The organism is Pyxidicoccus trucidator (assembly GCF_010894435.1).
Taxonomy (GTDB): domain Bacteria; phylum Myxococcota; class Myxococcia; order Myxococcales; family Myxococcaceae; genus Myxococcus; species Myxococcus trucidator.
Window position 1 is genome coordinate 80,641 of record NZ_JAAIXZ010000031.1, and the last position, 11,838, is coordinate 92,478.

An 11,838-nucleotide genomic window follows, 5' to 3' on the forward strand; every position below is an offset into this window, starting at 1 on the left:
AACGGGCTTTATCCGCACCCATCTCTCCCGTGACTACCTCCACTCACACTCGCAGTGGATCCGGGCATGGCCACGAGCACGACCACGGCGAGGGGCATGACCACCACCATCACCACCATGGGCATGGACACGGCCATGGGCACGGCCCCCGGAAGGGGAGCCTGGCGGAGGAGCGGCGGAAGGATCAGCGCCGGCTCATCTTCGCGCTCGTCCTGACGGCGACCATCGCCCTGGCGGAGGCGGTGGGGGGCTGGCTGACCAACTCGCTGGCCCTCATGTCCGACGCGGGCCACATGCTGACGGACGTGTCCGCCCTGGCGCTCAGTCTGGTGGCCCTCTGGTTCGCGGGCAAGCCGGCGGACGTGAAGAAGACGTACGGCTACTACCGGATGGAGATCCTCAGCGCGCTGCTCAACGGCATCATGCTGCTGGGCATCACCGGCTTCATCCTGGCGGAGGCCTGGGAGCGCTTCCGCGCGCCGTCGCCAGTGGACCTGGGGCCCATGGCGGTGGTCGCCACGGTGGGCCTGCTGGCCAACCTGGGAGCGCTGGGCTTCCTGCACCGCACCCACTCCATGAATGTGCGGGGCGCGTTCCTGCACGTGCTGGGGGACACGCTGTCGTCGGTGGGCGTGCTGATTGGCGCCGGCATCATGGCGCTCACCGGCTGGTTCGTGGTGGACCCCATCATCTCGGTGGTCATCTCCGTGGTCATCGTGGTGGGCGCGGTGCGCCTGGTGCGCGACGCGGTGGACGTGCTGATGGAGGCGGTGCCCGCGCACGTGGACATGGCTCAAATCAAGGAGCTGATGTTGCGCGTGAAGGGCGTCACCGCCGTCCACGACTTGCACGTGTGGACCATCTCCAGCGGCGTCTACGCGCTGTCGGCGCACCTGGTGGTGCTGGACCCCATGGTCTGCAACAACGACGAGATTCTCTCGGCGGTGAAGCACGACCTGTACGACAGGTTCGGCATCGACCACACCACCATCCAGATCGAGAGCGAGACCTACGCCCACCTGGGCGAGGTGCACTGAGGCCCGGGCTGCCCCGGGTCCCCGTGACTCCACCCTCAATGAGGCAATGAGGCCCGCCTTCCCGTTGCCCTCGTGGGCAGCCGCACGTGGCGCAAAGGACGCTCACTGCGGGTTCACCTTGCACCGCTGGGACGGGCGGACAATCCTCCGCGGCCCATGAGCGTGCTGGACAAGGTGCTGTCGTTGAGGCCGGGGAACACGGTGGCCCGGGTGGGCGCCGGCTCGCGCATTCCGCTGCTGAACCCGCGCGAGCTGCTGCGCGCCCTGGCGCGTACGCCGGTGGCGCTGCCCTGCATTCCCGTGCAGGCCAAGGGGGCGCTGCCGGGCCTGCTGCGCGCGGCGCGGGCGGAGGACGCGGTGCTGGGGCTGGCGTGCCCGCACCCGCTGGCGGACCGGGGCGCGGCGGAGCGCTTCGTGGCCGCGGTGCACGAGGCGGCGGTGGAGGCCGAGCACGCGCGCCCGCTGTTCCTCCAGGCCGGGCCGGTGCGCGTGGCCCGGGTGGATGGGGACGCGCTGGGCCCGCTGCAGGAGGGCCTCTTCCGCGTGGTGGACGCGGGCTTCACGCTGGTGTCGCTGGACCTGTCCCGGCTGGACTCCTACGCGGCCGTGGAGGCGCTGAACGTGCTGGCGGGCCCGGTGTCGGAGCGGGAGCTGTCGCTGGAGCTGACGGCCCCGGCCTCCTCGGGTGGAGACCCGCTGGACGCGTACCGCACGCTGCTGGAGGGGCTGCGGCAGTGGAAGGTGCCGGTGCGCTTCGTCCGCGTGGCGGAAGGGGCGCTGGGCGTGGGCGAGCCTGACGTGGAGCTGGTGCGGCGGCTGGTGGACCTGGCCGCGGACTATGACGCGGTGGTGACGGTGGGGGAGGTGGGCGCCGGGGTGCCGCGCGCCCTGCCCACCTACGTGGCGGCGGGAGTGCGCAAGGTGGACTGCGTGGGCGCTTTCGAGCGCCTCGCCCTGGGCGCCTGGCCTCCGGAGGTCCGCGCGAGCGTGGAGGAGAAGGCGGTGGCCGCGGGGCTGCCTCCGGGCGAGCTGCTCAGCGTCCTGGAGGAGCAATTGCCCCCGCTGACGCAGGGCGCGCGCGACAAGCTGGAGGCCCTGTGCTTCTCGGAGGCCATGGAGGTGGTCTCCGCCCTGGGCGCCACGCGCTCGGGCACGGGCTCCATGCACTTCCTGGCGGACCGCCGGGGCGACTAGCCACCAGCGCTGTACGGCGCCGCGAGGCGGTGTAGAAGGCTCGGCATGCGAATCGTGGCAGGGAGTGCGAAGGGCCGCGCGCTGGCGGGCCCCAAGCCGACGTCGATGCACATCCGCCCCACGGCGGACCGGGTCCGGGAGACCATCTTCAACATGCTGGGCCAGTTCCTGGACGGCCAGGGCGTGCTGGACCTCTACGCCGGCACCGGGGCGCTGGGGCTGGAGGCCCTGTCGCGTGGTGCCGGGCGGGCGGTGCTGGTGGACCAGGACCGCGAGGCCCAGGCCCTCTGCCGGGAGAACACGGACCACCTGGGCTTCACCGCGCAGGTGGAGCTGCTCGCGCAGCCGGTGTCCCGGGCGCTGGAGGCCCTGAAGCGGCGGAGCGAGCGCTTCGACATCATCTTCGCGGACCCGCCCTACGCCGCGCGCGTGGTGGAGACGGTGCTGGACGGGGTGGTGGGGGCAGGGCTCCTGGCGCCGTCCGGCATGGTGGTGGTGGAGCACGACAAGCGGGAAGCCGCCCCGGACGCCCACGCCGGGCTCACCCGGGAAGACCAGCGCCGCTTCGGGGATACCCTGGTCAGCTTCTACCGGGCCCCCTGACCATTCCTTGACCGGCTGTCTGGGGCGTCCGAGACTCGCTGTCGCATGCCGGTCGCCATCTATCCTGGTTCCTTCGATCCGCTCACCAACGGGCACCTGAGCCTCATCCAGCGCAGCCTGAAGATGTTCGATCGGCTCATCGTGGCCATCGCGGTGAACCCGAAGAAGACACCCCTCTTCACCGAGGACGAGCGCCGCCAGCTCATCCGCGAGGCGTGCGACAATGATCCGCGCGTGGAGGTGGACGCCTTCCACGGGCTGCTGGTGGACTACGTGAAGCGCCGCAACGTGGGCGTGGTCATCCGCGGCCTGCGGGCGGTGTCCGACTTCGAATACGAGTTCCAGCTCGCCAACATGAACCGGAAGCTGGCGCCCGACATCGAGACTGTCTTCATGATGACGGGCGAGGACTACTTCTACATCTCCTCCCAGCTCGTCCGGGAGGTGGCCTCCTTCGGCGGTGACGTGACGGGGCTGGTGCCCGCCAACGTGAACGAGAAGCTGAAGGCGAAGTTCGGCGGGCGGACGTAGGCGGCGTCTCACCCCTTGTCGGCCCGGGCGCTCCCGGGCTACGCAGCACGTCATGAAACTCGCCCGCCGGCTCCAGGCCATCAAGCCGTCCCCGACGCTTGCTCTCAACTCGCGCGCCAAGGCGCTTGCCGCCCAGGGTGTGGACGTGGTGGTGCTGGCGGCCGGCGAGCCGGACTTCGACACGCCGGACTACGTGAAGCAGGCCGCGGTGGACGCCATCCGCGCGGGCTTCACCAAGTACACGGCGACGAACGGCATCCCCGAGCTGCGCGAGGCCGTCTGCCGCAAGCTCGAGCGTGACAACAACCTGCGCTACACGCCGGAGCAGGTGCTGGTGACGTCCGGCGGCAAGCAGGCGCTCTACAACTTCTGCCAGGCGGTGCTGGATGAGGGCGACGAGGTCCTCATCTTCGCGCCCTACTGGGTGAGCTACCCGGACATGGTGCGGCTGGCGGGCGCCACCCCCGTCATCGTCCCCACGCGCGAAGAGGACGGCTTCGCGCCGGACCCGGACGCCATCCGCCGCGCGCTCACCCCGCGCACGCGCGCAGTCATCATCAACAGCCCGGGCAACCCCACCGGCGCCGTCTACTCGCGCGCCGCGCTGGAGGGCATCGCCGAGGTGCTGCGCCCCCACGACTGCTTCATCATCACCGACGACATCTACGAGAAGCTCCTCTACATCGACGAGCGGCTGGGCATCAGCGACGTGGCGCCGGACCTGGTGCCCCGGCTCGTCGTGACCAACGCCCTGAGCAAGTCGCACGCGATGACGGGCTGGCGCATGGGCTACGTGGCCGGGCCCCGCCCGCTGGTGGCCGCCATGCAGCTGGTGCAGGACCAGTCCACGTCCAACGCCTCGTCCATCGGCCAGAAGGCGGCGCTCGCCGCGCTCCAGGGGCCGCCGGACACCATCGCCACCATGGTGGCGGAGTACCGCGTGCGCAGGGACTTCTTCGTCGCCGGCCTCAACGCGCTGGACGGCATCCGCTGCCGCATGCCGGAGGGGGCCTTCTACGCGCTGGCGGACGTGCGCGGCCTCTACGGACGCAGCTACAAGGGCAAGCCGGTGACAGGCTCCATGCAGCTGTCGGAAATCCTCCTGGACGAGTTCCGCGTCGCCGCGGTGCCGGGAGACCCGTTCGGCGCCGAGGGCTACATCCGCATGAGCTTCGCCACCTCGCGCGAGGTGCTGCAGAAGGGCCTGACGCGACTGGGAGAGATGGTCCAGGCGCTACGCTGAGTGAGGGCCGGCCCGCTTTTGACTCGCCTCCAAGCCGGATGTTAGGGAATGCACGCCCTAACTCCGTGAAATGAGGCAAGTCATGAAAAGAATCCTTTCTGCCGCGCTGCTCGCGACGCTGGCCCTGCCGCTCGGGTGCGCGACGATTCTGGCGCCGAAGACGAACCCGCTGCCCATCAACTCCGCGCCGGACAAGGCCGACGTCTACATCGACGGCGTGAAGCGGGGCACGACGCCGCTCACGCTGGAGTTGGACCCGCGCCGCTCCTACACCCTCGTCTTCAAGAAGGAGGGCCTGGAGGACAAGGTCTTCGAGGTGCGCAACAAGGTCGGCGTGGGCTGGGTGGTGCTGGATATCCTCTTCGGCCTCGTGCCCGTCATCGTCGACGCGGGCACCGGCGCGTGGCACAGCCTGGACGCGGAGACCGTGCGCGTGTCGTGGCTGCCGCCCGAGCCGCCCGCCACGGGCCCCGGCGCCGTCAACTGCAACCTCTCCGGTACCGAGGCGTGGAAGAACGCCTCCGCCGTGGAGAAGAAGCGGATGCTGGATGAGTGCCGCCAGCAGGCCGCGCAGCCCGCCGCCGAGACGCAGTCGTAGTCGCGAGGCGCGCGTCTCGGAAGACGCGTGCCCAGGGCCCTGGTGCTGGCGCTCCGCGATGAGCGCCCGCCAGGGCCCGTTGCGTTCTCAGTCCGTGTAGGCGAAGGCGCGGTACTCGTCGCGGTAGGGCCGGAAGAGGAAGATGCCGGGGCGGCCGGAGAGGTTGCCCACGGCGGCCCACAGGTCCTTCTCGTTGCGCAGGTCCATCCCCAGCCGCGTGGGGGCCTTGCCGTACTTCTTCTCCATCTCCGCCAGCGGCAGCACCTCGATGTCGTAGAGGGTGATGAGGTCCGTGCGCTTGAGCCGGAGCTGCTTCACCCAGGCCACCACCAGCTCCTCCGGGGTGGCGTAGCGCTTGTCCTCGAGCTGGAACGGGTAGAACAGCTCGTTGGAGGCGCTGCGGACGTCCCCGGTGATGAGGCTCTGGAAGAGGAAGCGGGCGTCGTCCTGGATGTCCCTGCGGATCAGCTCCGCGCGGGACAGCTGCGGCTGGGAGTTGGGGTTGGGGAACGACTTGGGATCCACCAGCATGCCGTCCGGCCCGGGGGTTGGCGGGGAAGCGGGCGCTGCTGGCGTGGGCGTGGGAGCAGGCGCTGCCGGCGCGGGCGTGGGAGCAGGCGTCGGTGCGACCGGTGCGCTGCTCCGCTGCCTGGGCGGCGGCGCGGCGGGTGCCGGTGTCGGTGTCGCGGGAGCAGGCGCCGCGGGCTCGGGAGTCGCTGTCGCGGGAGCGGGCGCCGCGGGCTCGGGAGTTGCCGCCGCGGGAGCGGGCGACTCGGGCGCGGGCGTTGGAGCGGCCTCGGCGGCCTCGGGCGTCGTGGGAGCGGCGGGGGCCTGGGCGAGGGCAGGGGACGCGAGGGAGAAAATCAGGGCCAGGGACCAGCGGCGCATGGAACCTCCGAAAGGGGGCGGAGCGTAGCAGAGGCTCGCGCATGGGGCCCGGGCTCCGTGCGAGCGGACAGCCCCGAATACAGTCCGTGCATGTCGCGGCGGAGGTTGGTATGGGGGCCCCCCGATGCCCAAGCGTACCGATATCCGCAAGGTTCTGGTGATTGGCTCGGGCCCGATTGTCATCGGGCAGGCCGTCGAGTTCGACTACTCCGGTACTCAAGCCATCAAGGCACTCCGGGACGAAGGCGTGGAGGTGGTGCTGCTCAACAGCAACCCCGCCACGGTGATGACGGATCCCGAGTTCGCCCACCGCACGTACATCGAACCCATCACCGTCGATGCGGCGGAGCGCATCCTCGCCGCCGAGCGTCCGGACTCGCTGCTGCCGACGATGGGCGGCCAGACGGCGCTCAACCTCGCCAAGGCGCTGGCGGAGCAGGGCATCCTGGAGAAGTACGGCGTGCGCCTGATTGGCGCCTCGCTGGAGGCCATCAACAAGGCCGAGGACCGGCAGCTCTTCAAGGCGGCCATGCAGAAGATCGGCGTGGCGCTGCCCAAGAGCGGCTACGCGACGACGCTGGACCAGGCCATGGCGCTGGTGGAGGAGATTGGCTTCCCCTCCATCATCCGCCCCTCCTTCACGCTGGGCGGCACCGGTGGCGGCATTGCCTACAACCGCGACGAGTTCGAGGCCATCTGCCGCTCGGGCCTGAAGGCCAGCCCCACCTCCACCATCCTGGTGGAGGAGAGCGTGCTGGGCTGGAAGGAATACGAGCTGGAAGTGGTCCGCGACTCGGCGGACAACGTCATCATCGTCTGCTCCATCGAGAACCTGGACCCCATGGGGGTGCACACGGGTGACTCCATCACCGTGGCGCCCGCGCAGACGCTGACGGACCGCGAGTACCAGCGGATGCGGCAGGCGTCGCTGGCCATCATCCGGGAGATTGGCGTCGACACGGGTGGCTCCAACATCCAGTTCGGCATCCACCCCAAGGACGGCCGCATGGTCGTCATCGAGATGAACCCGCGCGTGTCGCGCTCCAGCGCGCTGGCGTCGAAGGCCACGGGCTACCCCATCGCCAAGGTCGCCGCGAAGCTGGCGCTGGGCTACACGCTGGACGAGCTGCGCAACGACATCACCCGGGACACGCCGGCCTCCTTCGAGCCGACGCTGGACTACGTGGTGGTGAAGATTCCGCGCTTCAACTTCGAGAAGTTCCCGCACGCGGACCGGACGCTGACCACGAGCATGCGCTCGGTGGGCGAGGTGATGGCCATTGGCCGCACCTTCCCCGAGGCCTACATGAAGGCGCTGCGCTCCATGGAGCTGGGCCGCGTGGGCCTGGAGTCGCCGGACCTGCCCGACGAGAAGGAAGAGCGGGAGAAGGTGCTGCGCGAGGCCCTGCGGGTGCCGCGCCCGGAGCGCCCGTGGTTCGTGGCGCAGGCGTTCCGCGAGGGCATGACGGTGGAGGCGGTGAACGCGCTGTCCCACATCGACCCGTGGTTCCTGCGCTACATCGAGATGCTGGTGCGCGAGGGACAGACCCTCCAGGAGTACGGCCGGCTGGACCAGCTCCCGGACGACGTGCTTCGGCAGGCGAAGGCGCACGGCTTCTCCGACAAGTACCTGGGCAAGCTGCTCGGCTACCCGGAGGAGGAGGTTCGCGCGCACCGCCACTCGCGCAACATCCGTCCCGTCTTCAAGCGGGTGGACACCTGCGCCGCGGAGTTCGAGGCGTACACGCCCTACCTGTACTCCACCTACGAGGAGGAGGACGAGGCGCCGCCCACGGACCGGCAGAAGGTGCTCATCCTCGGCAGCGGCCCCATCCGCATCGGCCAGGGCATCGAGTTCGACTACGCGTGCGTGCACGCGGCCTTCGCGCTGCGCGAGGCCGGGTACGAGACGGTGATGGTCAACTGCAACCCGGAGACGGTGTCCACGGACTACGACACGTCCGACCGCCTCTACTTCGAGCCGCTGACGATTGAGGACGTGCTCGAGGTGTCCCAGCGCGAGAAGCCGGTGGGCGCGATTGTCCAGTTCGGTGGGCAGACGCCGCTGCGCCTGTCGGTGCCGCTGGAGAAGGCGGGCCTGCCGATTCTGGGCACGTCGCCGGACGCCATCGACCGGGCGGAGGACCGCGAGCGGTTCTCGAAGCTCATCGAGAAGCTGGGGCTGACGCAGCCGGAGAACGGGGTGGCGCGCAGCCACGCCGAGGCCTTCAAGGTGGCGGAGCGCATCGGCTACCCGGTGATGGTGCGGCCCTCGTACGTGCTGGGCGGCCGGGCGATGGAGACGGTGTACGACCAGGCCAGCCTGGAGCGGTACATGCGCGAGGCGGTGAGCGCGTCGCCGGAGCACCCGGTGCTCATCGACCGCTTCCTGAAGGACGCCATCGAGGTGGACCTGGACCTGGTCGCGGACCGGACCGGGGCGACGATGATTGGCGGGGTGCTGGAGCACATCCAGGAGGCCGGGGTGCACTCGGGTGACGCGGCGGCGACGCTGCCGCCGCACTCGCTGTCGCCGGACCTGGTGGAGCGGATGAAGGACCAGGCCATCGCCCTCGCGCGCGAGCTGGGCGTGGTGGGGCTGATGAACGTGCAGTTCGCCATCCAGGGGAAGACCATCTACATCCTGGAAGTGAATCCGCGCGCGAGCCGGACGGTGCCGTTCATCTCCAAGGCCACGGGCGTGGCGATGGCGAAGATCGCCGCGCTGTGCATGGTGGGCAAGACGCTGAAGGAGCTGGGCGCGACGCACGAGCCCGAGTTCAAGCACGTGGCGGTGAAGGAGAGCGTGTTCCCCTTCGCGCGCTTCGCGGGCGTGGACGTCATCCTCGGGCCGGAGATGAAGTCGACGGGCGAGGTGATGGGGCTGTCGGACGACTACGCGTCGGCCTTCGCCAAGAGCCAGCTCGCCGCCGGGGTGCGCCTGCCGAAGAGCGGCAAGGTGTTCATCTCGGTGAAGGACGACGACAAGCCGGCGGTGGTGGACCTGGCGCGGCGGCTGCGGAGCATGGGCTTCTCGCTCATCGTCACCGCCGGCACGCTGGCGTACCTGGCGACGAAGGGAATCGACGCGCAGGTGGTGCAGAAGGTGAAGGAGGGCCGGCCGAACATCGTCGACAAGATTGTCGACGGGGAAATCGTGCTGGTCATCAACACCACCTTCGGCAAGCAGGAGATCTCCGACAGCTTCTCCATCCGCCGCGAGGCGCTGATGCACTCGGTGCCGTACTACACGACGGTGCAGGCGGCGCGCATGGCGGTGGGCGCGCTGGAGGCGCTCAAGCGCGCGGACCTGTCCGTGAAGCCGCTCCAGGAGTACCTGGGCATCACCGGCGGCAAGCCGACGGGCGCGGGCAAGGGTGGCAAGCGGTAGCGGCCTTCACCCGGTGAAGTGACGCGCGCGGCCCTGCTCCTCCTGGGAGTGGGGCCGCATGCGTTTGGGGCGGCTCAGGCGGCGACGAAGTTCTTCCACTGCCGCATGTAGGTGATGAAATTCTCGGAGAGGCCCTCGCCCCGGAGCGTCTCGGGAGCGACGGGGGGCCGCTGGATGTCGCCACCGCGGCGGATGCGCTCGGGCCAGTCGTGGTTGGCGATGGCGGAGCGTCCGAGCGCCACGGCGTCGGCACCGAGCGCGAGCTGGGCTTCGGCCTCCTCGCGCGACCAGATGGCTCCGGCGACGACGATGCGGACGTGGGAGGGGAGGGCGGCGCGGAAGAGGGAGACGGCGTGCGCGTCGGGGCGCTTCTTCGTGTTGAGGGCGGAGCGCCAGAGGGACAGGTGGAGGATCTCCATGCCGTCCTCGACGAGCATCCGCGCGACGTCGAGCGTCTCGTCGAGGTCGAGCCCCTTGGCCTGGCCGAAGTCCTCGGGGGACAGGCGGACGGCGAGGACCAGCGAGGGGGCGGCGCGGCGGACGGCGCGCACGGTTTCACGGATGAGGCGCGAGCGGTTCTCCAGGGAGCCGCCCCAGCGGTCCTCGCGGCGGTTGTAGACGGTGCTGAGGAACTGGGAGAGCAGGTAGCCGTGGGCGCCGTGGAGCTCGACGGAGTCGAAGCCCGCGGTGGCGCAGCGGCGCGCGGCGTTGGCGAAGGCGTCGATGGCGGCCTGGATGTCGGCCTCGGTGCCGGCGCGGCACGAGGCGCCGTCTTCGGTGTGCTCGCTCGCGCTCCACTTCTCCAGTCCGCTGACGGCGGGGTCGGCGCGGAGCCCGCCGTGGAAGAGCTGGGCGGACACGAGCGCGCCGCCCTGGTGCAGCCGTGCCGCGAGGCGGGTGAGGCCGGGCAGCATTGCGTCGTCGTGGACACCCAGCTCACCGGCCCAGGCCTTGCCGTCCTGGGCGACGTGGGCGGCACAGGTCTCCACGAGGCCGAAGCCTCCGTCGGCGCGCTTGGCGAGGAAGTGCAGCTCGTCGTCGGAGAGCGTGCCGTCGGCGTGGCTCTGCATGTTCGTCAGCGGCGCGAGCCAGATGCGGTTGCGCGCGGTGACGTTCTTCCGGAGCTCGAGGGGGGCGAACAGGCCAGTCATGGCCTCAACGTAGCCCAATGAATCGCTACGCGGGGCGCTCACCCACGTGGCCCCGACTCAGGCGCCGATGGGAAAGGAGGGCAGGATCGCCCTCAGCCAGAGCCAGTAGAGCCCGCCCCCGATGGAAGCCACCGAGAGCACCAGCTCCACCGGAGGGGCGAAGCGGCTGCGGCGCAGGAGGAGGAGCAGGGGGAGCGCCAGGAGGACGAGCGTTGCCTGCCCCAATTCGACACCCACGTTGAACCCGAACAGCGCCGAGGTCAGCTCCGAGCGCGACAGCTCCAGCTCGGCGAGGGCCGAAGCAAAACCGAAGCCGTGGAGCAGCCCGAAGGCGAAGGCGAGCATCCAGCGCTTGTCGCCCTTCTTGCCCAGAAGGTTGAGGGTGGCCACGACGATGATGGAGAGCGCGATGGCGCTCTCCACCCATCGCGAGGGCAGGGACACCACCGAGAGGGTGGCGAGGGCCAGGGTGATGGAATGGGCCACCGTGAAGGAGGTGACCACCAGGAGCAGCCTGCGCCAGGACGAGCCCGCCAGGAGCAGCCCGAGCAGGAAGACCAGGTGATCGTAGCCCTCGACGATGTGCTTGACGCCCATCCAGATGAACCCGGGGAAGCCGTGCTCCTCCCCTCCCTTGCGCGCGAAGGTGATGTCGGGGTGCGAGGCCTCGACGACCTGGCGGCGGGTCTCCCCATCGATGTCGGTGAGGACGATCAACGACTGGCCCTCACCCGTCACGCGCTGGAGGAAGCCGAAGGTTTGCTTCAGGGCGCCCCGGGCGGGACAGCTCGCCGTGGCCGAGAGGCGGAAGTTGCCGTCGCCTGGCTCCATCTCCATGGGGAGCAGCTCACAGGGCTCGCCTCCCGCTGACAGCGCTGAAGCCCCAAGGGTCGCCGAGAAAACCGTCATCATGAACTCGTCGGGCGGAAGCTGGGCCCAATTGGGGCCGAGCAACTCTTCGACGGAGTCCTTCCGGATCGTCAGCATCTGCAGGACGCGATCCTGCTCGACCTGCACGCTCAGCGTGGACATGTCGAGGGGATGGCCAGCGGCCGGCGAAGCGGCCAGCGAAAGAACGACAACCACCAGCAGCGAGCGCATGTATCACCACTGAAAACGAAGTGACCGGTCAGGTCGAGCAGCGGGTTCCCTCACCTCGCGCCCTGCGGATTTCCTGTTCCCGAACCTTGAGAAGCGTGTTA

The 11,838-nt window shown here is 69.8% G+C and carries 10 protein-coding genes; 7 read left to right on the forward strand and 3 right to left on the reverse strand.

The annotated features are described in order from the left end of the window. The first annotated feature begins 29 nt into the window (after positions 1 to 29). From G4D85_RS46370 to G4D85_RS46395, 6 genes are all read left to right on the forward strand, one after another. Entirely contained in the window at positions 30 to 1,037 is a 1,008-nt protein-coding gene (locus G4D85_RS46370) for a cation diffusion facilitator family transporter (RefSeq protein WP_164021171.1), read from the forward strand. 156 nt (positions 1,038 to 1,193) lie between these two features. Continuing rightward, the gene (locus G4D85_RS46375) at positions 1,194 to 2,231 is read left to right on the forward strand and encodes a hypothetical protein (RefSeq protein ID WP_164021172.1); all 1,038 of its coding nucleotides are present in this window, start codon (positions 1,194 to 1,196) and stop codon (positions 2,229 to 2,231) included. Between the two features lie 45 nt (positions 2,232 to 2,276). After that, a complete protein-coding gene (gene rsmD / locus G4D85_RS46380) occupies positions 2,277 to 2,834 on the forward strand; it encodes a 16S rRNA (guanine(966)-N(2))-methyltransferase RsmD (RefSeq protein WP_164021173.1) in 558 nt (185 codons plus the stop codon). A gap of 45 nt (positions 2,835 to 2,879) precedes the next feature. Further along, positions 2,880 to 3,365, forward strand: a complete 486-nt coding sequence (coaD, locus tag G4D85_RS46385) for a pantetheine-phosphate adenylyltransferase (RefSeq protein WP_164021174.1) — start codon at positions 2,880 to 2,882, stop codon at positions 3,363 to 3,365. A 52-nt stretch (positions 3,366 to 3,417) separates the two neighbouring features. Continuing rightward, positions 3,418 to 4,608: a pyridoxal phosphate-dependent aminotransferase gene (locus G4D85_RS46390; protein WP_164021175.1), complete on the forward strand. Its 1,191-nt coding sequence runs from the start codon at positions 3,418 to 3,420 to the stop codon at positions 4,606 to 4,608. Between the two features lie 82 nt (positions 4,609 to 4,690). Beyond that, positions 4,691 to 5,206 (forward strand): PEGA domain-containing protein, encoded by a 516-nt coding sequence (locus G4D85_RS46395; RefSeq protein ID WP_164021176.1) that lies wholly within the window; start codon positions 4,691 to 4,693, stop codon positions 5,204 to 5,206. An 87-nt stretch (positions 5,207 to 5,293) separates the two neighbouring features. On the opposite strand, the gene G4D85_RS46400 is transcribed toward G4D85_RS46395, so the two are convergent. Then, positions 5,294 to 6,094 carry a hypothetical protein gene (locus G4D85_RS46400; protein WP_164021177.1) on the reverse strand — a complete coding sequence of 267 codons (801 nt, stop codon included), beginning with the start codon at positions 6,092 to 6,094 and terminating at the stop codon, positions 5,294 to 5,296. 124 nt (positions 6,095 to 6,218) lie between these two features. Between G4D85_RS46400 and carB the strand changes: the two genes are divergently transcribed. Then, positions 6,219 to 9,485, forward strand: coding sequence for a carbamoyl-phosphate synthase large subunit (carB, locus tag G4D85_RS46405; protein WP_164021178.1), 3,267 nt, complete (start codon positions 6,219 to 6,221; stop codon positions 9,483 to 9,485). Positions 9,486 to 9,559: 74 nt separating this feature from the next. Here the strand turns inward: carB and G4D85_RS46410 are convergent, their stop codons facing one another. Both G4D85_RS46410 and G4D85_RS46415 read right to left on the reverse strand, forming a co-directional pair. Then, complete coding sequence (locus tag G4D85_RS46410; protein WP_164021180.1) at positions 9,560 to 10,636, reverse strand: NADH:flavin oxidoreductase; 1,077 nt, start codon at positions 10,634 to 10,636, stop codon at positions 9,560 to 9,562. 57 nt (positions 10,637 to 10,693) lie between these two features. Beyond that, on the reverse strand, positions 10,694 to 11,737 hold the full coding sequence (locus G4D85_RS46415; protein ID WP_205526010.1) for a HupE/UreJ family protein: 1,044 nt from the start codon (positions 11,735 to 11,737) through the stop codon (positions 10,694 to 10,696). Positions 11,738 to 11,838 lie beyond the last annotated feature (101 nt).

What these genes read in the sequence shown, in the direction of transcription:
- G4D85_RS46415 (WP_205526010.1), bottom strand. Translation starts at nt 11,737, where the DNA reads ATGCGCTCGCTGCTGGTGGTTGTCGTTCTTTCGCTGGCCGCTTCGCCG.
- G4D85_RS46390 (WP_164021175.1), top strand. Translation starts at nt 3,418, where the DNA reads ATGAAACTCGCCCGCCGGCTCCAGGCCATCAAGCCGTCCCCGACGCTT.
- G4D85_RS46395 (WP_164021176.1), top strand. Translation starts at nt 4,691, where the DNA reads ATGAAAAGAATCCTTTCTGCCGCGCTGCTCGCGACGCTGGCCCTGCCG.
- G4D85_RS46410 (WP_164021180.1), bottom strand. Translation starts at nt 10,636, where the DNA reads ATGACTGGCCTGTTCGCCCCCCTCGAGCTCCGGAAGAACGTCACCGCG.
- rsmD (WP_164021173.1), top strand. Translation starts at nt 2,277, where the DNA reads ATGCGAATCGTGGCAGGGAGTGCGAAGGGCCGCGCGCTGGCGGGCCCC.
- G4D85_RS46400 (WP_164021177.1), bottom strand. Translation starts at nt 6,094, where the DNA reads ATGCGCCGCTGGTCCCTGGCCCTGATTTTCTCCCTCGCGTCCCCTGCC.
- coaD (WP_164021174.1), top strand. Translation starts at nt 2,880, where the DNA reads ATGCCGGTCGCCATCTATCCTGGTTCCTTCGATCCGCTCACCAACGGG.
- carB (WP_164021178.1), top strand. Translation starts at nt 6,219, where the DNA reads ATGCCCAAGCGTACCGATATCCGCAAGGTTCTGGTGATTGGCTCGGGC.
- G4D85_RS46375 (WP_164021172.1), top strand. Translation starts at nt 1,194, where the DNA reads ATGAGCGTGCTGGACAAGGTGCTGTCGTTGAGGCCGGGGAACACGGTG.